This is a genomic window from Kaistia terrae, from assembly GCF_026344005.1.
In the GTDB taxonomy this organism is placed as follows: domain Bacteria; phylum Pseudomonadota; class Alphaproteobacteria; order Rhizobiales; family Kaistiaceae; genus Kaistia; species Kaistia terrae.
In genome coordinates this window covers 42,518-66,090 of sequence record NZ_JAPKNH010000011.1, presented here as the reverse complement: position 1 = coordinate 66,090, position 23,573 = coordinate 42,518, and the positions used below count along the sequence as shown (strand labels likewise).

20 protein-coding genes are annotated in these 23,573 nt (G+C 64.2%); 13 read left to right on the top strand and 7 right to left on the bottom strand.

The features are described from left to right. Positions 1-31: 31 nt before the first annotated feature. From OSH12_RS22320 to ubiE, 4 genes are all read right to left on the bottom strand, one after another. Entirely contained in the window at positions 32-988 is a 957-nt protein-coding gene (locus tag OSH12_RS22320; RefSeq protein WP_266345839.1) for an Lnb N-terminal periplasmic domain-containing protein, read from the bottom strand. A gap of 69 nt (positions 989-1,057) precedes the next feature. Further along, positions 1,058-2,308, bottom strand: a complete 1,251-nt coding sequence (gene coaBC / locus OSH12_RS22315) for a bifunctional phosphopantothenoylcysteine decarboxylase/phosphopantothenate--cysteine ligase CoaBC (protein WP_266345838.1) — start codon at positions 2,306-2,308, stop codon at positions 1,058-1,060. Positions 2,309-2,353: 45 nt separating this feature from the next. Further along, entirely contained in the window at positions 2,354-3,928 is a 1,575-nt protein-coding gene (gene ubiB / locus OSH12_RS22310) for a 2-polyprenylphenol 6-hydroxylase (protein ID WP_266345837.1), read from the bottom strand. Between the two features lie 4 nt (positions 3,929-3,932). Continuing rightward, on the bottom strand, positions 3,933-4,712 hold the full coding sequence (gene ubiE / locus OSH12_RS22305; RefSeq protein ID WP_266345836.1) for a bifunctional demethylmenaquinone methyltransferase/2-methoxy-6-polyprenyl-1,4-benzoquinol methylase UbiE: 780 nt from the start codon (positions 4,710-4,712) through the stop codon (positions 3,933-3,935). Between the two features lie 164 nt (positions 4,713-4,876). Here ubiE and mutM point away from each other — a divergent pair, with 164 nt between their 5' ends. The 10 genes from mutM (at position 4,877) to gyrB (ending at position 17,396) form a co-directional block, all read left to right on the top strand. After that, entirely contained in the window at positions 4,877-5,746 is an 870-nt protein-coding gene (gene mutM / locus OSH12_RS22300) for a bifunctional DNA-formamidopyrimidine glycosylase/DNA-(apurinic or apyrimidinic site) lyase (RefSeq protein ID WP_266345835.1), read from the top strand. 130 nt (positions 5,747-5,876) lie between these two features. Further along, the gene (locus tag OSH12_RS22295) at positions 5,877-6,650 is read left to right on the top strand and encodes an enoyl-CoA hydratase (protein WP_266345834.1); all 774 of its coding nucleotides are present in this window, start codon (positions 5,877-5,879) and stop codon (positions 6,648-6,650) included. A 154-nt stretch (positions 6,651-6,804) separates the two neighbouring features. Then, positions 6,805-7,071 carry a 30S ribosomal protein S20 gene (gene rpsT, locus OSH12_RS22290; RefSeq protein ID WP_266345833.1) on the top strand — a complete coding sequence of 89 codons (267 nt, stop codon included), beginning with the start codon at positions 6,805-6,807 and terminating at the stop codon, positions 7,069-7,071. Between the two features lie 663 nt (positions 7,072-7,734). After that, on the top strand, positions 7,735-8,181 hold the full coding sequence (locus OSH12_RS22285; RefSeq protein WP_266345832.1) for a rhodanese-like domain-containing protein: 447 nt from the start codon (positions 7,735-7,737) through the stop codon (positions 8,179-8,181). A 106-nt stretch (positions 8,182-8,287) separates the two neighbouring features. Next, the gene (gene dnaA / locus OSH12_RS22280) at positions 8,288-9,724 is read left to right on the top strand and encodes a chromosomal replication initiator protein DnaA (protein ID WP_266345912.1); all 1,437 of its coding nucleotides are present in this window, start codon (positions 8,288-8,290) and stop codon (positions 9,722-9,724) included. 199 nt (positions 9,725-9,923) lie between these two features. Continuing rightward, positions 9,924-11,045, top strand: coding sequence for a DNA polymerase III subunit beta (gene dnaN / locus OSH12_RS22275; RefSeq protein WP_266345831.1), 1,122 nt, complete (start codon positions 9,924-9,926; stop codon positions 11,043-11,045). Beyond that, on the top strand, positions 11,042-12,184 hold the full coding sequence (gene recF / locus OSH12_RS22270) for a DNA replication/repair protein RecF (protein WP_266345830.1): 1,143 nt from the start codon (positions 11,042-11,044) through the stop codon (positions 12,182-12,184). Before dnaN ends, recF begins: the two co-directional genes overlap by 4 nt. Before the next feature lie 37 nt (positions 12,185-12,221). Continuing rightward, complete coding sequence (locus OSH12_RS22265; RefSeq protein ID WP_266345829.1) at positions 12,222-12,845, top strand: LysE family translocator; 624 nt, start codon at positions 12,222-12,224, stop codon at positions 12,843-12,845. A gap of 103 nt (positions 12,846-12,948) precedes the next feature. Continuing rightward, positions 12,949-14,760, top strand: a complete 1,812-nt coding sequence (gene recQ / locus OSH12_RS22260; protein WP_266345828.1) for a DNA helicase RecQ — start codon at positions 12,949-12,951, stop codon at positions 14,758-14,760. Between the two features lie 206 nt (positions 14,761-14,966). Beyond that, a complete protein-coding gene (gene gyrB / locus OSH12_RS22255; protein ID WP_266345827.1) occupies positions 14,967-17,396 on the top strand; it encodes a DNA topoisomerase (ATP-hydrolyzing) subunit B in 2,430 nt (809 codons plus the stop codon). A gap of 24 nt (positions 17,397-17,420) precedes the next feature. On the opposite strand, the gene OSH12_RS22250 is transcribed toward gyrB, so the two are convergent. Continuing rightward, positions 17,421-17,822, bottom strand: a complete 402-nt coding sequence (locus tag OSH12_RS22250; protein ID WP_266345826.1) for a lysozyme inhibitor LprI family protein — start codon at positions 17,820-17,822, stop codon at positions 17,421-17,423. Between the two features lie 238 nt (positions 17,823-18,060). Here OSH12_RS22250 and gndA point away from each other — a divergent pair, with 238 nt between their 5' ends. From gndA to OSH12_RS22235, 3 genes are all read left to right on the top strand, one after another. Further along, the gene (gene gndA / locus OSH12_RS22245; RefSeq protein WP_266345825.1) at positions 18,061-19,491 is read left to right on the top strand and encodes an NADP-dependent phosphogluconate dehydrogenase; all 1,431 of its coding nucleotides are present in this window, start codon (positions 18,061-18,063) and stop codon (positions 19,489-19,491) included. Positions 19,492-19,755: 264 nt separating this feature from the next. Further along, positions 19,756-20,133, top strand: a complete 378-nt coding sequence (locus OSH12_RS22240) for a hypothetical protein (RefSeq protein ID WP_266345824.1) — start codon at positions 19,756-19,758, stop codon at positions 20,131-20,133. A 190-nt stretch (positions 20,134-20,323) separates the two neighbouring features. Then, a complete protein-coding gene (locus OSH12_RS22235) occupies positions 20,324-20,677 on the top strand; it encodes a nuclear transport factor 2 family protein (RefSeq protein ID WP_266345823.1) in 354 nt (117 codons plus the stop codon). Between the two features lie 187 nt (positions 20,678-20,864). Here OSH12_RS22235 and OSH12_RS22230 read toward each other — a convergent pair whose 3' ends face one another. Both OSH12_RS22230 and OSH12_RS22225 read right to left on the bottom strand, forming a co-directional pair. After that, positions 20,865-22,325 (bottom strand): RimK family protein, encoded by a 1,461-nt coding sequence (locus tag OSH12_RS22230; protein ID WP_266345822.1) that lies wholly within the window; start codon positions 22,323-22,325, stop codon positions 20,865-20,867. Between the two features lie 3 nt (positions 22,326-22,328). Continuing rightward, the gene (locus tag OSH12_RS22225) at positions 22,329-23,474 is read right to left on the bottom strand and encodes a GNAT family N-acetyltransferase/peptidase C39 family protein (RefSeq protein WP_266345821.1); all 1,146 of its coding nucleotides are present in this window, start codon (positions 23,472-23,474) and stop codon (positions 22,329-22,331) included. Between the last annotated feature and the right edge of the window lie 99 nt (positions 23,475-23,573).

Below are 23,573 nucleotides of genomic sequence, written 5' to 3'. Positions count from 1 at the left end.
TCCTCATGCTTAACGATGGGCTAACGGGGTGTTAACGGAGCGGGGGGCTGTTAACCCGGATGGCTTCGGAGAAGTTTGGGCTGTCTCCTGCGGCGATTCCAAGCGCGCTGATGGCGGCGCGACGCCGGAATTCGGCCTCGCTCAGGCCAGTGGTAAAGCCCTGATTTTGATAGATATATCCGGGAAGATAGCCCGAAAGCAGGATGCGATAATCGAACGGCAGCGCCGGGTCGAGCGCGCGCAAAAGCTTGAAAACCACGGTCGTGCAATTGGCGGTGACGGTATTGTAGAAGGTCGGGACCTTCGCCAGGTGGTTTCCTGTCTCGAGATAGGAGAGAAACAGCGCCTGCATCCCCGCCTTCGGCATCTCGATCCGGTAGCGATAGACATCCTCGCCACGGATATTGGTCCGCAAACGGATGATGTCGCGCTCGTCGGCGGCGATCAGCGCCAGGTCGAACTCCTTGAAGAAGCCGCCGATCGACGAGAAGCTCTCGCCCTTCTCCTTGCGGATTTCCGCTGAGAAAACAACATGTTCGCCGCCTTCGAAGCCGAAGGAAACCAGCGTGTGGGCAATCGCAGGCCCGGCCCAATAGGACAGGAACAGGTCGACGCTCTCCACCTTCGAGAGGTCGTAGGCGCGGGTTTCCCAGCGCGGCGTGAAGTCGGTTTCCGTCCGCCAGTCGAAGTTGCGGACGTTCTCCAAGGTGACGATATCGCCGTCGCGGGTGCCGGTGACGATATGAGCGACATCGGGCGCCCATTCGTGATCAAAGTTCGGTTTTATGCTCGCCCACCAGACGAGAGCGGCGATCAGCGCCAGCGCATAGACGCCGCGAACGATCCACGAACGCCTTGTTATCTCAAGGAAAAGTACGCCGAGCGCGAAGATGGCCCAGGCGCCGATGGCAATCTTCAGCACGATTGGCGGCAGCGGCAGCTGGTACCAGAACGCCATGCCGACCAGCGTCGCGGTCAGCGCGATCACCAGCCAGAGGACCAGTCGTCCGGTCCATCGCAACAGGGTCAGGAGGGCGCGGATGATGTGTGCCTCCGGTCAGGCTTTGGTCGGAACGCGGCCGGCGATCCAGTGCACGAGGCGGCGGGCGACCTCGTCCTTCGGAAGCTGCGGCCAGCTTTCGATGCCCTCCGCTGTCACCAGATGAACGGTGTTGGCTGCGCCGCCCATGACATTATTCGCCGGCGAAACGTCATTGGCGACGATGATGTCGGCGCCCTTGCGGCTTAGCTTTTTCGTTGCGTTTTCAAGCACATCGTCCGTCTCGGCGGCGAAGCCCACGACGAGGCCGGGGCGACCGTCCCGGCGATGCGCAATGGTTGCAAGGATGTCGGGGTTCTCGGTCACGTGCAGCGGCGGCACGATGCCGGAGCCGTCCTTCTTCAGCTTCGAGACCGCTTCATGCGCCGGCCGCCAGTCGGCAACCGCCGCGGCGAAGATGGCGATATCGGCGGGAAGCGCGATCTCGACGGCAGCCAGCATGTCGCGCGCCGTCTCGACCCGGCGCACCGAAACGCCCTCGGGATCCGCCATCCCGACCGGTCCGGCGACCAACGTCACCCGGGCGCCTGCCGCCGCAGCTGCCGCCGCGATGGCAAAACCCTGCTTGCCGGAGGAGCGGTTGGCAATGTAGCGGACGGGGTCGATCGGCTCGTGCGTCGGCCCGGCCGTCACCAGAACATGCTTTCCCAACAAGGGCTTGGCGCTTGCGTCTGCGCCATTGTCGCCAGAGAGAAGCGCCTCGACCGCCGCGACGATGGCCAGCGGCTCGGACATGCGTCCGGTTCCGGCCTCGCCGCTCTCTGCCATTTCGCCGCGTTCGGGACCGGCAAGCCGGATGCCGTCGGCGAGGAGCGTCGCGATGTTGCGCTGGGTTGCCGGGTGCGCCCACATGGCCGGGTTCATCGCCGGAGCGACGAGGACGGGAAGCTTGGTCGCGAGCAGAACAGCGCTGGCGAGGTCGTCGGCATGCCCGCCGGCCATCTTCGCCATCAGATCGGCGGTGGCGGGGGCGACGACGATCAGGTCCGCCTCGCGGGCAAGCCGGATGTGGCCGACATCCTGCTCGGATTCGCGGTCGAACAGATCGGTGTAGACGGTGCCGCCGGCGAGTGCGCCGGCCGCGAGCGGGGTGATGAACTCGGTCGCGCCCTTGGTCATCACCACGCGAACCGTGGCGCCGCGCTCTTTCAGGCGGCGGATCAGGTCGAGGCTCTTATAGGCGGCGATGCCGCCCGCGATGATCAGCAGGATGCGCTTGCCCTGAAGCGTCGCGTCAAAATCCGCCATGATGCTTCCCCGCTGTCGTCCCCGCGCGGTGCGCGAAGGCCAAAACTACGTGAACATATTCCAGGCGAGCAGCACAACCGCCACCCAGACGCCGATCGTCAGCCAGCGATTGCCCCGGCCTTCGGCCCGGCCGATCGCCTCGACGGTTTCCGGCGACAGCGTGATGCCGTCGCGGGTCGCGTCGCTCAATTGCGCGGCGATCCGCGCGCCATGCTGCAGCATGGTCGGCAGGCTCGTCACGGCGCGGCCGAGGTCGGCGATGCCGGAGCCGGCTTCCTGGAGCTTGCCCAGCGGCCCGAGATTGCGCTCGATCCATTCGCGCACAACCGGTTCCGAGGCGTCCCACATGTCGAAGGTGGGATCGAGCGAGCGGGCGACGCCTTCGACGACAACCATGGTCTTCTGCAACATGAGAAGTTCCGGCCGCGTCTGCATGTCGAACAGCTCGGTAACTTCGAACAGCAGCGTCAGCAGCTTGGCCATCGAGATATCGCTGGCCGGCTGGCCATGGATCGGCTCGCCGATAGCGCGCAGTGCCTGGGCAAAATCTTCCGGCGCGTGGCGTGCCGGTACATAGCCGGCTTCCATATGAACTTCAGCGATGCGCAGGTAGTCGCGCTTGATGAAGCCATAGAGGATTTCGGCGAGGAATCGTCGCTCGGCCTGGCCGAGCCGGCCCATGATGCCGAAATCGACCGCGACGACGTCGCCGGCCGCATCGACGAACAGATTGCCCTGGTGCATGTCGGCATGGAAGAAGCCGTCGCGCATGGCGTGGCGCAGGAACGCCTGCATCAGCCGGCGGGCGACAGCCTTCAGATCATGGCCGGCGGCTTCGATGCCGACGGGATCAGAAAGCTTGACGCCGTCGATCCACTCCATGGTCAAGACATCGCGCGCCGTCCGGGCCCAGTCGACTTTTGGCACGCGGAAGCCGGGGTCGCCTTGGGTGCGCTCGGCCATTTCCGAAAGGGCCGCCGCTTCGAGGCGGAGGTCCATTTCCATCGATACGGATCGCGCGAGCGTGTCGACGACGGCGAGCGGCTTGAGCCGCTGCATTGCCGGATCCATGCGTTCGACCAGCTTTGCGCCGGCATAGAAGGTTTCGAGATCGCGGTGGAAGCGCGTGCGCACGCCCGGACGCAAAACCTTGACGGCAACGGCGCGCAGGCTGCCATCGCTTTCGATCACATCGGCCTTGTGCACCTGCGCGATCGAGGCGGCGGCGATCGGCGGCGAGAAATTGGTGAAGATGGTGTCGACCGGCTTGCCGAAATTCTTCTCGATGACGACGCGCGCCGCCGGCTCGCCGAAGGGCTCGATCTCGTCGCGCAGCTTTCCGAGCGCATCGGCAACATCCTCGCCGACGAAATCGGGCCGGGTCGCCATGAACTGGCCGAGCTTCACATAGGAAGGGCCGAGCTTGTTGAGAGCGGCGGTGATCCGCTCGCCGCGATCGGCGACCAGCGCCGAACGCCGCTCCACCAGCCGGCCGAGCCGAACGCCAAGGCGGGCGCCGGACGGCAGGTCATCAATGTCCACGAGGCTGAACGCGCCTTCACGCGCCAGAACGAAACCTGCCGCGGCGAGGCGGAAAAGGGCGGCTATGCCGAGCGCCATTGCGTCAGATTTTCCAGCCCGAGTGAATGGCGGCGATGCCGCCCGTCAGATTGCGATAGGAGACTTTGGCAAATCCGGCCTGCCGGATCATCTCGGCAAAGCGCTCTTGGTGCGGAAAGCGGCGGATCGATTCGACCAGATAGCGGTAGCTTTCGCTGTCGCCGGCCACCGCCTTGCCCATCGCCGGAATGACGTTGAACGAATAGAAATTGTAGATCTTGTCGAGGCCGGGGACGTCGACATCGGAGAACTCAAGGCAGAGGAAGCGGCCGCCGGGCTTGAGCACCCGATAGGCTTCCTTGAGTGCCTGGTCTATGCGCGGCACGTTGCGGATGCCGAAAGCGATCGTATAGGCGTCGAAGCGGTTGCTCTCGAAGGGGAGTTCCTCGGCATTGCCCTCGACGAAGGTGACATGATCGGCGAGCCCGCGCTTCTGGGCGCGTTCGCGGCCGACCTCGAGCATCGAGGCGTTGATGTCGCAGACGGTCGAGGTCGCCGATTTGTGCGAGCGCTCGACGATGCGGAACGACACGTCCCCGGTGCCGCCGGCGACGTCGAGCACCTCGAAGGGCCGGTTGCGCGGCGGCGTCAGCCACGACACCATGGCGTCCTTCCAGACGCGGTGCAGGCCGGCCGACATGAAGTCGTTCATCAAATCATAGCGCGAGGCCACCTTGTGGAAGACGTCATTGACCATGCCCTGCTTGGCATCGACATCGACATCGCGGAATCCGAAGGAGGCGCGGCCCTTTTCGGGCGTCTCGCTGCGAGATTCGGTCGCCATGGCGTCCCACTCCTTATATTACGCATATGAGCCAGCGATCGCGTATGCGGGATGACCGCATGAAAGCGGCGACCCCCGCCCGACCTGGAAAATCGAAGTCCTTGATACCTGAAGCGCCATCCGTGCGCCACGGCCCCTCTACCCGCAGAGTTGACGCAGCCTAAATGCCAGAGCTTCCTGAAGTCGAAACCGTCCGCCAGGGGCTTGCCCCTGCCATGGAAGGCACTGTCATTGACAGGCTGGAGCAACGCCGGCCTGACCTGCGTTTTCCCTTTCCCGAACGATTCGCCGAGCGGCTGACTGGCCGGCGGATCGAAGGTCTCGGCCGTCGCGCGAAATATCTGCTCGCCGATCTCGACGATGGCGCCGTGCTCATCATGCATCTCGGCATGTCCGGCTCGTTCCGGATCGAGGAGGGGCCAGAGGCCGATCCCGAGACGCCGGGCGACTTCCATTATCCGCGCGGAAAAGCGCTGGCGCATGATCACGTTGTCTTCCATCTCTCGAACGGCAAGCGCGTCATTTATAATGACCCACGCCGCTTCGGCTTCATGGACCTCGCGGATCGATCCGGCATTGAAACTGCGCGCCATCTGGCCGGCCTCGGCATCGAGCCGGTCGGCAATGAATTCGATGGCAAGGTGCTGCATGCGCTGTTCGACGCCAAGAAGGCGCCGCTGAAGGCCGCGCTGCTTGACCAGAGCCTGATCGCCGGCCTCGGCAATATCTATGTCTGCGAGGCGCTGCATATGTCGGGCTTGTCGCCGGAGCGCAGTGCCGGATCGCTCACCGCGAAATCGGCCGACCGTCTGGCGGCGTCGATCCGGGAGGTTCTTGCCGCAGCGATCGCCGCTGGTGGTTCTTCGCTGCGCGACCATCGCCAGGCGAATGGCGAGCTTGGCTATTTCCAGCACTCGTTTCGCGTCTATGACCGCGAGGGCGAGCCCTGCCCGAAACTGAGCTGCACCGGCGTGATTGAGCGAAAAGTCCAATCCGGCCGTTCTACTTTCTTTTGTGCGACCTGCCAGAAATAGCGAGCGGGGAGAAGGCGGCCGAAAGCCCGTCCGCGCTTGATGGTCGGGCGTGCGTCGGCTAGGCCTTCGGCTCCGTTCACCTTGCCCTTGCCGGTCAGGGGAGGGCGATCATGGAAAACGGGAGCGCGCCATGTCCTATGAGACCATCCTCGTCGAAACGCGGGACGCCGTCGGGATCATCCGCCTGAACCGGCCGAAGGCGCTCAATGCGTTGAGCCGCCAGCTGATCGCCGACCTGAACGCGGCGCTTGACGACTTCGAGGCGGATGCCGGCATCGGCGCCATCGTGCTGACGGGTTCCGAAAAGGCGTTCGCGGCCGGCGCCGACATCAAGGAGATGCAGGCGCTCGGCTATGTCGACGTCTTCATGGATGATTTCGTCGCCCGCTGGGAGCAGCTGTCGCGTGTGCGCAAGCCGGTGATTGCTGCGGTCGCGGGCTTCGCCCTTGGCGGCGGCTGCGAGCTGGCGCTGATGTGCGATCTTGTCATCGCAGCTGACAACGCGAAGTTCGGCCAGCCGGAAATCACGCTAGGCCTGATGCCGGGCGCCGGCGGCACCCAGCGCCTTGCCCGCTCGGTTGGCAAGGCGAAGACGATGGACATGGTCCTGACCGGTCGGATGATCGATGCGAGTGAGGCGGAGCGGATCGGCCTGGTCTCGCGGGTCGTGCCGACGGACGAGCTTGTCGAGACGGCCATCGCCGTGGCGCAGAAGATGGCCGGCCTTTCGCTCCCTGCCGTCATGATGGCCAAGGAGGCGGTCAATCGCGCCTTTGAGAGCCCGCTCGCCGACGGCATTCGCACGGAGCGGCGGCTGTTCCATTCGCTCTTCGCCACCGAGGATGCGCGAGAGGGAATGGAGGCATTTCTCGACAAGCGACCGGCAGCGTTCCGCAACCGCTGAATCCTGCGCTTCGCGATTGACGCCGCGCGGGCAGACGACTATAAGCCGCCCATGAACCCCGGGGCGGCCTCGAAGCCGCCTCTTCCGTTTAGCCTGAAAACCTTTGGTTTGCGGCACGGAAGTCCAACGAACCGCTTTTTCAGGAAGGCCCCTCATGGCCAATACGCCGTCCGCCAAGAAGGCGACCCGCAAGATTGCTCGCCGTGCCGAGGTCAACCGCAATCGCCGCAGCCGCATGCGCACCCAGGTGCGCAAGGTTGAAGAGGCGATCGCTTCGGGCAACGCCGCTGCCGCCGCCGAGGCGTTCAAGAACGCCCAGCCGGAACTGATGCGCGCTGCCCAGAAGGGCGTGCTGCACAAGAACACTGCTTCCCGCAAGGTTTCGCGCCTCGCAGCTCGCGTGAAGGCGATCTCCGCCTGATCTGCAGAGTTTCTGGGGATTGACAAAAAGCTCGGCTTCGGCCGGGCTTTTTTGTTATTCGGGTAAGTGTCTGCCCTGCCTCAGAAATGCCGTTATAGCCGTTGCGGAAGCGCGGAGGCTTCAACTGCTTCGCACCATTTTATCAACAAAATCAAAGGCTTATGTGCCGGTGCGGGTAGCCTTCATCGACTCGGTGGGATTCCAGTCGAGTCAAGGGGCGCGGGTCGAATATTTTTCGCCTGCTTTGGATCTTTTCTCGGGTCGCGCCGCCGCCTTCTGAACCCTTTGAGTCGTAAGGGATTCGGACGGGCTGGAGGGGGCGAGGGGGTGGCAGCCAGGGGGTGCGGCGGCAGGGCGCGGGCGAATCTTGGCCCTGCGCCGTTGCGAGCCACCAACCCGCTGTGTATTTTCCCCTTCATGGACACGACAGCAAAGTCGTCGTCGGCCGGCGGGGTGACCCGGCAATTATTCAAACGGGCGTTTTCCGCCTCTGAGAGTCTAGGGGCGTAAAGGCAGTGAAATCGCGGACATTAAGTTTGTTCTCTATGTAGTGTTTATGCGTATTTAACTGCTTCCGTGTTTTGGAAGAACCTCCACCGCCAGTATCAAATTAGCGTTTTACATAGCATGTGGCCTGACGGCTCATTTGCGTGAGGGAGCATTATGTCTCGTTCGCCTGCCGGCAGCTTCGCCGGCGACGTTTCGGCCGATGAGGCTTGGGAAGGTCTTTCCAGCGAGCCGCAGTCGATGCTGATCGATGTACGGACCCGGGCCGAGTGGGCCTATGTCGGCATTGTCGATCTGAGCGCGATCGGCAAGGAGACGCTCCTGGTGGAGTGGCAGAGCTACCCGACGATGGCGGTCAACGCCGACTTCGCCGAGGTGCTCGCCGCCGAATTGCACCGACGTGGCGTCGGTCGCGAGACGGCTTTGTATTTTCTGTGCCGGTCGGGCGCACGCAGCCTCGCGGCGGCGAACGCTTTGGCCGATGCCGGTTTCGACCGGTGTTTCAACATTGCCGGCGGCTTCGAAGGGCCGCTGGACGAAGGACGACATCGTGGGACCGTGGATGGCTGGAAAGCCGCGGGACTGCCTTGGGTCCAGTCATGATTAGATGCTCGTTACGAGAGGGGCTCAGATGCGCGACGACAGGACGGGCGAATTCGGATCGGGGGCTTCGGCTCTGCGGGCTATCGCCGTCGACGAGGTTCAGCCGATGAGCGGGCGCGCCGATGCGGTGCTTTGGGAGCGCGTCAAGACGCGGCTTCGCACCGAGCTGGGCGAGGACATCTTCTCGAGCTGGTTCGCGCGTGTCGAGTTCGAAGGTGCCGATGGCGCATCCGTCAATTTGTCGGTGCCGACACGGTTCCTGAAGTCCTGGATTCAGTCGCACTATTTCGACAAGCTGCTCGGGCTGTGGACGGCGGAAGTCGACAGTGTGCGGCGGGTTGAGCTGATCGTTCGTGGCGCCGTTCGCGCGCGCCCGGCGGTCAAGGTCGAGAAACCGGTCGTCGCGGCCGTGGCGGCAAGCCCCGCGCCGACCTTCATCCCGGCGTCGAGTGCGGCTCCTGTGATGGCGCAGGCGAGCGCCGCGCGCCTCGATAGCGCCGGCTCGCCGGTCGATCCGCGCTTTACCTTCGAGACCTTCTGCGAGGGTGGCGCCAACCGCGTCGCCTATGCGGCTGCCCGTGCTGTCGCCGAGACGCCGGCCGGCCGTCCGACGCCCTATAATCCGCTCTACCTCCACGCCGGAGTGGGCCGCGGCAAGACCCATCTGCTGCACGCTGTCGCCCAGGCGGCACGCCGCGCGGATCCGAGCCGCAAGGTCGTCTACCTGACCGCCGAGCACTTCATGTTCCGCTTTGTCGCTGCGCTGAAGAACCAGTCGGCGATCGCCTTCAAGGAAAACCTGCGCGATATCGACCTGTTGCTGATCGACGATCTGCAGTTCCTGCAGGGCAAGTCCGTGCAGCAGGAATTCTGCCACATGCTGAACGCGCTGATCGACGGCGCGCGTCAGGTCGTCGTGGCGGCGGATCGTCCCGCGGCCGAGCTGGAGACGCTCGACGAGCGCGTCCGTTCGCGTCTTCGCGGCGGCGTCGCCTTCGAGATCAGCTCGCCGGATCTCGACCTTCGGCGCGATATACTGAAGTCACGCTATGCGATTGCGCAGTCGCAGAACCCCGGCGTCGATGTTCCCGAGACGGTCATCGAATATGTCGCCCAGTCGGTTGTTTCGAACGGCCGTGACCTCGAAGGCGCGCTCAATCGCCTCGTGGCGCAGTGGCAGTTCACCAACCAGCCGGTGACGATGAACTCGGCCGAGATCACGCTTCGTGATCTCGTCGGCGCCACGGAACCGCGCCGGGTCAAGATCGAGGACATCCAGAAGGTCGTCTCGCGTCACTACAACGTCTCGAAGGCAGACCTGCTGTCGAGCCGCCGCACCCGCACCATCGTGCGTCCGCGCCAGATCGCCATGTATCTGTCGAAGACGCTGACCCCGCGTTCGCTGCCGGAAATCGGCCGCCGCTTCGGAGGTCGCGACCACACCACGGTGCTGCACGCCGTTCGCAAGGTCGAGGAGATGATGCAGGGGGACCAGCATCTGGCGGAAGAGATTGAATTGTTGAAGCGCATGATCGACGAATAGTCGATCTGCCAAAGGGCCGGCGGGATTCGCCGGCCCTTTTTTGCATTCGCGGTTGCCACAGCCCTCGGCAGATTGTCGACGGGGCCTTGCGTTCCGGCCGCGAACAAGCCAACTTCCACGGTCCGTACCGGACGCATTGTCCGGCTGTTGTCGGTGCCGCGCCATTTGCGCGGCTTTTCTGTCAAGGTTCCTGCGTTTCATGAGAGCGACCCTCGAGCGATCCAATCTCCTGAAGTCCCTCAATCACGTTCATCGCGTGGTCGAACGACGGAACACGATCCCGATCCTCTCCAATGTGCTGCTCCGCGCCTCCGGTTCGGAACTGACACTGAAGGCGACGGATCTCGATCTCGAGATTCTGGAAACCATTTCCGCCGATGTCGGCCGCCCCGGGGCGACCACCGTTCCCGCGCACATGCTCTACGACATCGTGCGAAAGCTGCCGGACGGCTCCGAGGTCGCGCTCGAAACGTCTGCCGATGGCCAGACGCTGACGGTGCGTTCGGGCCGCTCGAACTTCTCGCTGCAGATGCTGCCGGAAACCGACTTCCCGGACCTGACGACCGGCGAGTTCCCGATTCGGTTCGAAATGCCGGCCGCCGGCTTCAAGACATTGATCGATCGCACCCAGTTTGCGATCTCGACCGAAGAGACCCGCTATTACCTGAACGGCATCTATCTCCACACGCCGACGCTTGAAGGACGCACCGTTCTGCGCGCTGTGGCGACGGATGGCCACCGCCTGGCGCGCGCGCAGACCAATGCCCCGATCGGTTCCGAGGGAATGCCGGGCGTGATCGTGCCGCGCAAGGCCGTCGGCGAGATCCAGAAGTTGCTCGAAAGCTCGGAAGAAGTCGCGACCATCGAACTGTCGGAAACCAAGATCCGCGTTTCGTTCGGCGCCGTGGTGCTGACGTCGAAGTTGATCGACGGCACATTCCCGGACTATGCCCGCGTTATCCCGCAGGGCAATGACAAGCTGCTCAAGGTCGATCGCGCCACCTTCTCGAACGCCGTCGACCGCGTCTCCACCATCGCCAGCGAGCGTGGCCGTGCCGTCAAATTGTCGCTGTCGTCGGAAGGCCGCCTGGCGCTTACCGTCAACAATCCGGATTCGGGTTCGGCGACGGAAGAGCTCGATGTCGACTATGCCGCCGATCCGATCGATATCGGCTTCAACTCGCGCTACCTGCTCGACATCGCCGGCCAGCTGAAGACCGGCACGGCGCTGTTCAAGCTGGCCGATCCCGGTTCGCCAACACTGATCCAGGATGACGGCGACGAGGACGCGCTCTACGTCCTGATGCCGATGCGCGTGTGAGCCACGTCGCCGACGCCAGCCAGCCGCGCATCACGCGGCTGACGCTGGCCGACTTCCGCTCGTACAGTCGCCTCGAAGTTTCGGTCTCCGGTCGCCTCGTTGCCCTCTCGGGTGAGAACGGCGCCGGCAAGACCAATCTCCTCGAAGCCATCTCGCTGCTATCGCCGGGGCGCGGTTTGCGCCGCGCCGACATGGCCGACATGGCGCGGATCGGCGGGGGAGGCGGCTTTGTCGTGGCGGTCGATCTCGATACGGCCAATGGCTCCGTCCGGCTCGGCACGGCGCTGGATGGCTCGCCGCCCTCGCGCCGCTGCCGCATTGATGGCGCGCCGGTTTCGTCCGCCACCGCCTTTGCCGAATACCTCCGCATCGTCTGGCTGACGCCGACGCTCGATGGCCTGTTCACGGGGCCTGCCGGCGATCGCCGTCGCTTTCTCGATCGCTTGGTGCTGGCGGTCGACGCGCAGCATGGCGCGCGGGTCAATTCGTTCGAGAAGGCCGTGCGCGGCCGCAACCGCCTGCTGGAAGATCCCGCCGCCGATCGCGCCTGGCTCGATGGGCTGGAAGCAGAGATCGCGGAAATTGGTGTCGCGGTCGCCGCCGCCCGCAAGGAGACCGCCGAGCGGCTGGCCGGACTGATCGCCGAGGAGCGCGACGACACTTCGCCTTTTCCTTTCGCCGTGTTGGCGCTCGAAGGCGATGTCGAGGGCTGGATCGGCGAAGGGCCTGCCGTTGAGGCCGAGGATCGCTATCGCGCGGCACTCCGCAACGGCCGCGCCCGCGATCGCGCCGCCGGCCGCACGCTGATCGGCCCGCAGGCGAGTGATCTGGTCGTTCGCCACGGACCCAAAGACGTGCCCGCCGGCCGCGCCTCGACCGGTGAGCAGAAGGCGTTGCTGGTCGGCATCGTGCTGGCGCATGCCCGTCTCGTCGCGCGGATGAGTGGGCTGGCGCCGATCGTTCTTCTAGACGAGATTGCCGCCCATCTCGACCAGCGTCGGCGTGCCGCTCTCTTCGAGGCACTGGACAGGCTCGGTGGACAGGTGTTCATGACGGGGGCAGACCCAGCGCTGTTCGCCGAATTGCCGCAATCTGCGCAGATTTTTACCGTGACGCCAGGACGCGTCGAAACGTTGTGACGCGTCGAGCCGAATTGACACGGCCGAAGAGGGTGAGATGACAGGACTTTCGATTTCGGGACTGGCGTTGTTCGCCGCCGCCCTCGCTGTCGCCGCTTTTTCGCCCGGTCCCGGCATCGCCGCGATCATCGCCCGCGTTCTGGGCCGTGGTCGAACGGGAGCGTTCGCCTTCACCGCCGGCATGGCGATTGGTGACATTGTCTGGCTGACGCTCGCCGTACTGGGCCTCGCCGTCGTCGCCCAGACCTTCCACGAGGTCTTCGCGCTGATCAAATATGCTGGCGCTGCCTATCTGCTCTTTATCGCCTGGAAGATGTGGAAGGCGCCGGCCGCGGCCCCCGATATCGCGCCGCTTGTCGAGCGGGAGAGCCAGTTTCGCCTGTTCCTCGCCGGGCTTGCTGTCTGCATGGGCAATCCCAAGACGATGGTGTTCTATCTGGCTCTGCTGCCCTCCATCCTCGACATCACCAAGATCGACGGTCTCGCCTTCCTGGAACTCACCACGGTGACGCTGATGGTTGTCGGTTGCGTCTTCGCCTTCTACGTCCTTGTCGCCCTGCGCGCTCGCCGCCTGATCACCAGCTCCAAGGCGGTCAAGATGGTCAATCGCACCAGCAGCGTCGTCATGGCCGGAGCGGCCATCGCGATCGCCTCGCGCTGATCGACAGATCCAGACCGATCGACGCGGTTCGGCATTCGGACGTGTAAGCCGGCTGTTGAGCGGATAGCATCCGGCCAATCGAATCACTTTCCCCGGATGCTCCATGCCGCTATCGCGTGCCCGCGCGGCGCTCAAAACCGTCTTTGGCTATGATGATTTCCGTCCCGGTCAGGACGAGGTTATCGCAGCGGTGATGAGCGGCGAGCCTGTGCTCGCGATCATGCCGACCGGTTCCGGCAAGTCGATGTGCTACCAGCTGCCGGCCATCGTCGATGGCGGATTGACGGTCGTCGTCTCGCCGCTGATCGCGCTGATGCGCGACCAGGTGCAGCAGATGCAGCATGTCGGCGTGGCGGCGGCGACGCTCAATTCGACCAATGGCGACGACGCCAATCGCGAGACGCTGCGACGGCTGCGCGCCGGCGAGATCTCGCTGCTGTTCGTTTCGCCCGAGCGTCTGGCCGGCGACGGGCTGGTATCGCTGCTCGCCACCTGCGACGTGCGCCGGCTGGCGATCGATGAGGCGCATTGCGTCTCGCAATGGGGTCATGATTTCCGGCCCGAATATCGCCAGCTCGCTTCCGTGCGCGAGGCGCTCGGCGGCGTGCAGGTGGTGGCGCTGACGGCGACGGCCGACGCCGCGACCCGCAGCGATATTGCCGCGCAGCTGTTTTCCTCGCCGCCCAAGGTGGTGGTGCATTCCTTCGATCGGCCCAACATCCATCTGCGCTTCGAGGCGAAGGACCGGCCGCGCACCCAGATCGCCGACTTCCTGTCGCGTCACAAGGGTGCCAGCGGCATCATCTATGCCTCGTCGCGCGACAAGACCGAGAAGCTGTCGGAATGGCTGGTCGGCAAGGGCATACGCTCGGTGCCCTATCATGCCGGCCTCGATTCCAGCATCCGCTCGAAGCATCAGGATATCTTCCTGCAGGAAGACGGCGTCGTCGTTGTCGCCACCGTCGCCTTCGGCATGGGCATCAACAAGCCGGACGTCCGCTTCGTCATCCATGCCGACATGCCGGCCGGTGTAGAGGCCTACTACCAGGAGATCGGCCGTGCCGGTCGTGACGGCCTGCCGGCCGATACGCTGACGCTTTACGGCCTCGACGACATGGCTTTCCGCCGCCGCCAGATCGACGAGAAATCGATTGGCGAGGCGCAGCGTCGCGTCGAGCAGAAGCGGCTCGCCGCCATGACCGACCTGGCGGAATCGGCTACCTGCCGCCGACAGGCGCTGCTTGCCTACTTTGGCGAGCCGATGGGCCGTTGCGGCGCCTGCGACCTTTGTGAGGGCGGCGCCGAACTGGTCGATGCGACGGTCGATGCCCAAAAGGTGCTCTCGGCCGTCGTGCGTACCGGTCAGCGCTACGGCGCGGCGCATCTCGTCGACGTTCTGCGCGGCGAGGCGACCGATGCCGTCCAGCGTCAGGGCCATGATCGCATCAAGACGTTTGGCGTGGGTACCGACCGCAGCGCCCATGTCTGGCGCACGTTGGTCCGTCAGCTCTTTGCCGCCGGAGCCTTGGCCGAGGCCAGCGAGGAGCATGGCGGCTTCCGTATCACGCCGGAAGGCGAGGCGGTGCTGTTCGGCCACGAGAAGATCGCGCTGCGCTCGATCCGCGAGGCGGCGCCCAAGCGCGGCGGTTCCAAGCGCTCGGAGAAAAACGATCGCGCCGACGGCCTCGACGAGGCGACGGCGACGATGTTCGAACAGCTTCGGGCGCTGCGGCGCGAGATCGCCCGCGACGAAGGCGTGCCGGCCTATATGGTGTTCCCGGACCGCACGCTGATCGAGATGGCCGAGGCCATGCCCGGCACGCTCGACGAGATGCGCGGCGTCCAGGGCGTCGGCGAACGCAAGCTCAGCCTCTATGGCGAGGCCTTCCTCGAAGCGCTGCATTCGGCCCGCTGAGGGGCGCGGAGCCCGACATCCGACATCAAGGCGCGGCGGCCGATCGTCACGTTGCCGGCGGCCCCTGCGATTCCGCCGTTTTTGCCACCGTGGCGCCGCGTTTCCGTGTAAGGGTGAGGGTGCAATTTGCTTGTCGAAGCAATATATTAGCGACTCGATTCGACTTTTCGCGCGCGTGCACGCGCGAAGCTTTCAAGGAAGCCTGAATGTCCGATACCGCCCGCGATCTAGCCTCTGAAGCCTACAGCGCCGATTCCATCAAGGTGCTCAAGGGCTTGGATGCCGTCCGGAAGCGTCCGGGCATGTATATCGGCGACACGGATGACGGTTCCGGCCTGCATCACATGGTCTACGAGGTGGTCGACAACGCCATCGACGAGGCGCTCGCCGGCCACGCCGACGAGGTCAACGTCACGCTCAATGCCGACGGTTCATGCACGGTTCGGGATAACGGCCGTGGCATTCCGACCGATCTGCACGCCGAAGAAGGCGTTTCGGCCGCCGAGGTCATCATGACCCAGCTGCACGCCGGCGGTAAGTTCGACCAGAACTCCTACAAGGTCTCCGGCGGTCTGCACGGCGTCGGCGTCTCGGTCGTGAACGCGCTGTCGAGCATGCTGAAGCTGACGATCTGGCGCAATGGCAAGGTGCACGAGATTGAGTTCGCGCATGGCAACGCCGTGTCGCCACTCAAGGTCGTCGGCGATTGGGACGGTCGCAACGGCACGGAAGTCACCTTCCTGCCGTCGACCGAGACCTTTACCCAGGTCGAGTTCGATTTCGACACGCTGGAGCATCGCCTGCGCGAGCTCGCCTTCCTGAATTCGGGCGTGCGCATCGTGCTGACCGACAAGCGCGGCGTCGAAGTCCGGCGCGAGGAGCTGGTCTATGACGGCGGCCTCGATGCTTTCGTGCGCTATCTCGACCGCACCAAGAAGCCGTTGATGCCCGCGCCGATCTACATGACCAACGAGCGCGACGGCATCACCGTCGAGGTCTCGATGTGGTGGAACGACAGCTACCACGAGAACGTGCACTGCTTCACCAACAACATCCCGCAGCGCGATGGTGGTACGCATCTGGCCGGTTTCCGTGGCGCGCTGACGCGCCAGGTCACGGGCTATGCCGATAGCCAGGGCATCGCGAAGCGCGAGAAGGTGACGCTGGCCGCCGACGATTGCCGCGAAGGCCTGACGGCGGTGCTTTCGGTCAAGGTGCCGGATCCCAAGTTCTCGTCGCAGACCAAGGACAAGCTGGTCTCGTCGGAAGTGCGCCCCATTGTCGAGAACGTCGTCAATGAGATGCTGGGCATGTGGTTCGAGGAGCATCCGGTCGAGTCGAAGATCGTTCTCGCCAAGGTCATCGAGGCGGCCACCGCGCGCGAAGCGGCGCGCAAGGCGCGCGATCTGACGCGGCGCAAGGGTGCGCTCGACATCGCCTCGCTGCCCGGCAAGCTTGCCGACTGCCAGGAACGCGATCCCGCCAAGTCCGAAATCTTCATCGTCGAGGGTGACTCGGCAGGTGGTTCGGCGAAGCAGGGGCGTAACCGCGAGAACCAGGCCGTGCTGCCGCTGCGCGGCAAGATCCTGAACGTCGAGCGGGCGCGTTTCGACAAGATGCTGTCATCCGAGCAGATCGGCATGCTGATCATCGCGCTCGGTACCTCGATCGGCAAGGACGAGTTCGCGCCGGACAAGCTGCGCTATCACAAGATCATCATCATGACGGACGCCGACGTCGACGGCGCCCATATTCGTACGCTGTTGCTGACCTTCTTCTTCCGGCAGATGCCGGAACTGATCGAGCGCGGCCACATCTACATCGCCCAGCCGCCGCTCTATAAGGTCACCAAGGGCCGTTCGGAGCAGTATCTGAAGAACGAGCGCGCGCTGGAGGACTATCTGATCCAGCAGGGTCTCGACGAGGCGGCTCTCCAACTCGCCGATGGCGAAGTGCGCGCGGGCGCCGATCTCGATCACCTGATCCAGGACGCCCGCCAGATTGCGACGATCCTGTCCGGCATCCACACCCGCTACGATCGCGGCATGGTCGAGCAGGCTGCCATAGCTGGCGGTCTCGATCCGGCGCTGCTGGAAGACAAGGATCGCGCCACGGCTGCTGCCCATGCCATCGCCACTCGTCTCGACCTCATCGCCGAGGAGACGGAGCGCGGCTGGCAGGGAACGGTCGATCCGCATGGCGGCTATCGCTTCGAGCGCGAAGTTCGCGGCGTCCAGGAAGTCCACACGATCGACATGGCGCTGATCGATTCGGCCGATGCCCGCAAGCTGCACGCCATCGCCTCGCGCATCTCCGACGTTTTCGCCAAGCCGTCCTCGCTGCGCCGCAAGGAGATGTCGACGCCGATTTACGGGCCGCGCTCGATGCTGGAAGCCGTCTTCCTGCAGGGTCGCAAGGGCATCCAGATGCAGCGCTACAAGGGCCTTGGCGAGATGAACGCCAGTCAGCTCTGGGAAACGACGCTCGATCCCAACGTCCGCTCGCTCTTGCAGGTGAAGATCAAGGAGGCCGACGCCGCCGACGATCTCTTCACCAAGCTGATGGGCGACGAGGTGGAACCGCGCCGCGAGTTCATCCAGGACAACGCCCTCAACGTCGTCAATCTCGACGTCTGATGGGTTCGCTCTCCGCCGGCGGGATCATTCCGCCGGCACAGGGCAGCTCATGTCGCCTTCCTGGCAGGTCAGAAACGCCTTGAGCTCGTCCAGCCGGCTGCGTGTCAGACCGTCGAGGCAGGTGCTGTAGACCATGGGATAGGCGCTGCCGCCGCTCGTGCCCGAACTCCGGAAGGTGCACTCGGCGTCGCGAAAGGCGATCCAGGCGCGCTGCGTCGTCACGAGCAGCTTCGTGGAGTCGGGGTCATCTGCGAGGCGGCGGGTGATTGCCTGATAGACCGTGTTCAACCGCTTGTCAGTGGCCTTCAGTGCCTTGTCGGCGCAGAGGCTCATCGTGGCCTGGTCCGGGGCATTGTCGCAATCGACGGCTCTGGCGGTGGACAATCCAGCAAGCGTCATCGCGGCAATCAGCATAAAGCGGCGCATGGATTTCTCCTGAAAATTGTGCGGGCTGAGTAGAGGTGGAATCCGGGCATCCGGCAATCGTCGATGCTTCAAGCTTCGCAGCAATTTTCCGTCCGCATATTGCCCTCGCCCCGTCGTCGGTCCATACCGTCTTTTTGTGCACCCGTCCGCTCAGCCTCTCGGCTGATGTCAAACTCGCAGGCCAACGCCTTTCCGCGCGATGGTCCAAAAGTCTAACACGCATCAGGGATGAAACACTTTGCAGCAACTCGCTGATATTGGCGTGCTCGGTCTCGCCGTGATGGGCGCGAACCTCGCCCGCAACGCCGCCCGCAAGGGCTTCGGCGTCGCCGTTTTCAACCGCAACGGTGCTCGCACTGACGAATTGATCAACGAGCATGGTTCCGAGGGGCGCTTCACGCCGTCGAAGCTCATTCCCGACTTCGTCGCCTCGATCGCCAAGCCGCGCGCCATCATCATCATGGTCAAGGCCGGAAAGCCGGTCGACGACGTGATCGAGGAATTGCTGCCGCATCTCGAGACGGGCGACATCATCATTGATGGTGGTAACTCGCTCTACACCGATACGAACCGTCGCTTCCATTACCTCAAGGACCGGGACATCAAGTTCATCGGCATGGGTGTTTCGGGCGGCGAAGAAGGCGCGCTTGAAGGTCCGAGCATGATGCCGGGCGGCACGCGCGAGGCCTATGCCCGCATCGAGCCGATCGTCACCAAGATGGCGGCCCAGGTCGATGGCGAGGCTTGCTGCTCCTATATCGGCACCGAGGGCTCCGGCCACTACGTCAAGATGGTCCATAACGGCATCGAATACGCCGATATGCAGCTGATCACCGAAGCTTATGACCTGTTCAAGACGGTCTATGGCCTCGAGGCTCCCGCCATCGCCGACATCTTCGCCGAATGGATGAAGGGCGATCTCGATTCCTACCTGATCGACATCACCTCGGCCGTTCTGCGCAAGCTCGACGACACCGGCAAGCCGCTGGTCGATTCGATCGTCGACGAAGCCGAGCAGAAGGGCACCGGGCGCTGGACGGCGCAGTCGGCGCTCGATCTCGGCATCCCGCTGACCTCGATCACCGAAGCCGTGTTCGCGCGCGCGCTTTCCGGCCGTCGCGCCCAGCGCGCCGAAGCCGAAAAGCTCTTCCCGCACGAGGCTCCCGCCAAGCGCCAGATCACCCAGGCCGACATCGACGCCATCAAGGATGCGCTCTATGCCTCCAAGATCGTCGCCTATGCCCAGGGCTTCGAGCACCTGACGGTCGCTTCCGAGCAGTTCGGCTGGGATCTGAAGCTGGGCGAGGTCGCTTCGCTCTGGCGCGGCGGCTGCATCATCCGCGCCCGCTTCCTGAACCGCATCCGCGACGCCTACGACGCGGGCGTCGCCGGACCGAACCTGTTGATGCAGGATTATTTCCGCGATGCGGTCGTCGCGGCTGAGCCCAATTGGCGCAAGGTCGTCGGCCTCGCCATCGAGCAGGGCATCCCGGTCCCGGCCTTCGCCTCGTCGATCGCTTATTACGACGGTCTTCGCCGCGCGCGCGGACCGGCCAACCTGCTGCAGGGCCTGCGCGATTACTTTGGCGCGCACACCTATGGCCGTCTGGACAAGCCGGGCAAGTTCCACACGCGTTGGAGCCAGGACGGATCCGAGATCCAGGCCTGAGGCTGGTCGCTTCGCCGGCGCTGCTTTCTTGGCAACGGCGCAAGCGTGTTTTCGAGCAAAGTGCGTAGCGGTTCGCGTGAAGAAAACGCGAGCCGCCAGGCTCCAGCAACAAAACGATACCGGCTCGCAATCTTGTGTTGCGCGCCGGCCCAAATCCCGGCGCAATCACCACCGATCCTGATATCTCGGTTTCTTCTTGCGACCCTGCCGTTGCGCGAACGAACCATCGCACCCACATGTGTTGGCGCGATTGAACAGGCGGAGATGATGACGACTTACCGGACCTTCACGATTTCAGGCCCCCGTGGCACCACGAGCTGGAAGGACAAGCTGCGGCTTGGACTGGCCCTTGTGGTCGGCGCCGGCGTGGTTTTCGCGGCCCTTGTCGTATCGCTCTCAATTGCGCTGATCCTGATCCCAGTACTGGCGGTCGTCTATCTGTTCCGCCGCCGGATCCTGCGATCCTTCCTGGCTCGCGCCATGCCGCCGGGCATGCAGCCCGGCCCGCAGCCGCGCCCAGCCTCGCAGACCGCATACACCGAAGAGCCGAACCCGTTTCGCGCGCCTCCGCGCGGTCGTACGGACGAGGTGATCATCGATGCGGAATACGTCGTCGTCGATCCGGACGAACCTCGCCGCTGACGGCGTTCGTTGCGTCGGCGGTGGATCGCTCGAATGTGATGGGCGCTGCCGCCAAAACCTGCATCGCCCGGGCCTCGTTGGGATAAATTACCCCTTCGCGCCCGGGATTTGTCGTGTCTTCGCATGACTATGCGCGACAGGGCGTCAAGCGGCGTCCCCGCCCGCCTCCCGGCATTCGCAGGAGGAGACCATGCAGAACGCAGTCAATCTCTCCAGCCTTCGCCAGGCGGTGGAAGGCAATGACGCCAGGGCTCTGACGTCCTTCTATGCCGACGACGCCGAAATCCGCGTGATCGATCAGGACCATCCGCCGAGCCGGCCGCTTGTGCTCAAGGGCAAGCAGGCGATCGGGGCGATGCTTGACGACGTCTGCGGCCGTGCCATGAAGCATCATCTGGATGACGGGCTCATGGACGGCACGCACCTCGCTTTCGCCGAGACCTGCACGTATCCGGATGGCGTCAAGGTCTATATGAGCGCCATGCTGGAACTCGTCGACGGCAAGATCCGCCGCCAGACCAACATCCAGGCCTGGGACCACTAGGACGCCCGTCGCCGAGGGCTCATAATCGCCGCCGTCATACCGGACGCAGCGAAGCGGAGATCCGGGATCCATGCAGCCGCGATCTCGAAAGATTCTCGCGGCAGCGCGCGGTCGGATGAATCCCGGGTCAAGCCCGGGATGACGGCGAGCCTGGGGCTATCAGCGCGTTAGCCAACCACGCTGAAGTTTACCGCTCCAGCCGGTTGACGAACCAGCGGGTCAACTCGATCCAGACCTGGTCCTTTTCAGCCACGTCCTCGATGCCGTGCTCGATATTCGGGTTGTCGTTGACCTCAATGACGAAAAACCCATCCTCGGTCTGCTTGATGTCGACGCCGTAGAGTCCGTTGCCGATCAGCTGCGCGGCTCGGAGTCCGATGTCGATCACTTCCGGCGGCGCCCGGCCGATGGTCATGGAGCGCAGGCCGCCTTCCAGCGCCTTGCCGTTGGGTTGGTGCTTGACGATCTGCCAGTGCTTCTTGGCCATGGTGTACTGGCAGACGAAAAGCGGCTTGCCGCCGAGCACGCCGACCCGCCAGTCGAACTCCGTCGGCATGAATTTTTGCGCCAGCAGCAGGTCGGTATCCTTGAACCAGGCGCGGGCGAGCTGATCCATCTGGTGATGATTGTCGACCTTCTTCACGCCGCGGGAAAAGGACGAATCCGGGATCTTCATGACGAGCGGAAACCCCAGTTCGTCGCCGGCGCGTTCGAGATCGCGGGGACTGCCGAGGATGATCGTCGGCGGCACGGCGATGCCGTTGCCAGTCATCAACTCCTGCAGATAGACCTTGTTGGTGCAGCGGATCATCGACACCGGATCGTCGATCACCGGCATGCCCTCCTGCACGGCGCGCCGGGCGAAGCGGTAGGTGTGATTGTCGATCGACGTCGCCTCGCGGATGAACAGGGCGTCGAATTCCGCCAGCCGCGCCAGATCCTTCTTGGTGATTGGCTCGACCTCGACGCCGAGCTTTTCGGCGGTGCGCGCCCAGTGTCTCAACGAGGCAAGGTTGGAGGGTGGCATCGCCTCGGTCGGATCGTGCAGCACGGCGAAGGAATAGCGCGGTGTCGAGCGTGTCGCCTTCTTGGAGCGCCATTCGCGGCGCGTGTGGTCGTGCAATGCCTCGTGGAAGAAGGCGAGTTCGTCAGGGGCGAGCTTGTTCAACGGCACCGGCGCGAGCTTGCGGATCTCGGCCCGACTGGCGGAATCAATCGTCACTTCGAGCACCGGGCAGCGAAACCAATCGAACAACAGTCGCGAAAAGCGGTCGAAGCGGTGGTCATCGGTGATGCCGAACATGACCAGCAGCCGCTTGGGCATGTTCTTGTCGTCGGACGCCGAGATCGCCTTGACCAACTGGTCCTCCAGCTCCGGCAAGGCCTGCGCATAAAGGGTCCGGCTAGCGAGATCGATCATCGTCTCCACCGTCGGCACAACCCGGTGGCCGCGTGCTCCGGCCAGAAGCGAGGCGTAGTAGCCGCGGCTCTGATAGGCGAAGGAGCGCGACAGGTTGATGATTTTTGGACGCGATCCGCGAAACAGATTGGTGCGAGCGAGGTAGTCCTTCGTCGTGATGACCTTGTGCGGTGTGTCTTCGTTCGGAAAGTCCTTGGCCGCGTCGACCAGGATTACCCAATCAACCATGGTTCACCTCGGTCTGAGAACGACGGCGGCGCGCAACGGTTCCCGCCCCCAGCGCGCCATATGCTCGAAATCGGCATAGGGAATGGGGAGGTTGGCCGCATCATTGTGGGTTTCGCGGCTGCGGTCCTCGACCCAGGGATCGTGGATGAAAAGATGGCGGCCATCGTCGCCGACCACCAGCACCCAATGCGGCACCTTCTTGCCGAACATCCGGTAAGCCGAGATCAGCACGATGGCCAGTGCCCCTTCCGCTAGTGCCTCCCGGATGGCTGCGACGTCGAGAGGCCGATGGTGGATCGGGATGTCGAAGGCGATGGTCTGGTGGCGGAAATCCTCCTGCGCCAGTTCCATGACGCGGCGTTTTTCCGGATCGCGCACCGATTCCAGGAATAGCGATCCCTCGCGGCTGACATGGATGCTGGCTGCAAGCCCGTTGCGGGCGGCCGAGACGGCAAGGCCGTGCGGGTCGCAGCCGCCGAGGCCGGCCATCATGAAAACCGTCGTCGCCTGCCGCCAGAGCTTGATCTCCTCGACCGGGCTCATGGCGTAATCCTTGCGGAGATGGCCGAGCGCCATCATCACGCAGCAGGGACCGCAGGTGAAATCGGTCGTCTGCTCGTAGTAGCGGACCGAGGTCGAGAGCGCGTCGCCGCGCAGCCGCTTCTCGTAGCGCAGCGCGTTGGCGTGATCCTCGTAATAGTCGAGATATCGGCCGATGCGGCGATAGCCCATTCGCTCATAGAGCCGGATGGCGTCGGCATTGTCCTCGCGCACTTCGAGGCGCAACAGGAAGCGGTCGCGATCGAAGGCGACACGCTCGGATTCGGCGACCAGCGCCGCGCCGACGCCGCTACCGCGCATCTCCGGCAGCACGGCGATGGAATAGAGCCGCGCCATCCCCGTGCCGGCCCGGAACAGCAGCAGTGCATAGCCGACAAGTCGGCCATCGGGCAGGAACGCGACGGTGATGGCGGCGGTCGGCGCCTCCACCAGCTTGCGGAAGCTGCGACGTGCGATCCGGTCGGTTTCGAACGAGTGGCTCTCGATCGCGACCAGCCCGTCGAGATCGGCGGCCGAAGCGGCGCGCACGGCAAAGACGGGAGGCGAGGGGGCGTCGACTGCACTCACGAGGCGCGATGGAACGCCCATTTCGACCGATCCGCAAGGTCCGGCGTATCGGGATCGACGCGCCATGCTGACGGCCGATCTCCTCCCTCAATTGCGGCGGCGCTATGGCCTGGAGCCGCA

Excerpts from the sequence above, each read along its gene's own strand:
- coaBC (WP_266345838.1), bottom strand. The coding sequence starts at position 2,308 with ATGGCGGATTTTGACGCGACGCTTCAGGGCAAGCGCATCCTGCTGATC.
- ubiB (WP_266345837.1), bottom strand. The coding sequence starts at position 3,928 with ATGGCGCTCGGCATAGCCGCCCTTTTCCGCCTCGCCGCGGCAGGTTTC.
- ubiE (WP_266345836.1), bottom strand. The coding sequence starts at position 4,712 with ATGGCGACCGAATCTCGCAGCGAGACGCCCGAAAAGGGCCGCGCCTCC.
- mutM (WP_266345835.1), top strand. The coding sequence starts at position 4,877 with ATGCCAGAGCTTCCTGAAGTCGAAACCGTCCGCCAGGGGCTTGCCCCT.
- OSH12_RS22295 (WP_266345834.1), top strand. The coding sequence starts at position 5,877 with ATGTCCTATGAGACCATCCTCGTCGAAACGCGGGACGCCGTCGGGATC.
- rpsT (WP_266345833.1), top strand. The coding sequence starts at position 6,805 with ATGGCCAATACGCCGTCCGCCAAGAAGGCGACCCGCAAGATTGCTCGC.
- OSH12_RS22285 (WP_266345832.1), top strand. The coding sequence starts at position 7,735 with ATGTCTCGTTCGCCTGCCGGCAGCTTCGCCGGCGACGTTTCGGCCGAT.
- dnaA (WP_266345912.1), top strand. The coding sequence starts at position 8,288 with ATGAGCGGGCGCGCCGATGCGGTGCTTTGGGAGCGCGTCAAGACGCGG.
- dnaN (WP_266345831.1), top strand. The coding sequence starts at position 9,924 with ATGAGAGCGACCCTCGAGCGATCCAATCTCCTGAAGTCCCTCAATCAC.
- OSH12_RS22265 (WP_266345829.1), top strand. The coding sequence starts at position 12,222 with ATGACAGGACTTTCGATTTCGGGACTGGCGTTGTTCGCCGCCGCCCTC.
- recQ (WP_266345828.1), top strand. The coding sequence starts at position 12,949 with ATGCCGCTATCGCGTGCCCGCGCGGCGCTCAAAACCGTCTTTGGCTAT.
- gyrB (WP_266345827.1), top strand. The coding sequence starts at position 14,967 with ATGTCCGATACCGCCCGCGATCTAGCCTCTGAAGCCTACAGCGCCGAT.
- OSH12_RS22250 (WP_266345826.1), bottom strand. The coding sequence starts at position 17,822 with ATGCGCCGCTTTATGCTGATTGCCGCGATGACGCTTGCTGGATTGTCC.
- OSH12_RS22240 (WP_266345824.1), top strand. The coding sequence starts at position 19,756 with ATGATGACGACTTACCGGACCTTCACGATTTCAGGCCCCCGTGGCACC.
- OSH12_RS22235 (WP_266345823.1), top strand. The coding sequence starts at position 20,324 with ATGCAGAACGCAGTCAATCTCTCCAGCCTTCGCCAGGCGGTGGAAGGC.
- OSH12_RS22230 (WP_266345822.1), bottom strand. The coding sequence starts at position 22,325 with ATGGTTGATTGGGTAATCCTGGTCGACGCGGCCAAGGACTTTCCGAAC.
- OSH12_RS22225 (WP_266345821.1), bottom strand. The coding sequence starts at position 23,474 with ATGGGCGTTCCATCGCGCCTCGTGAGTGCAGTCGACGCCCCCTCGCCT.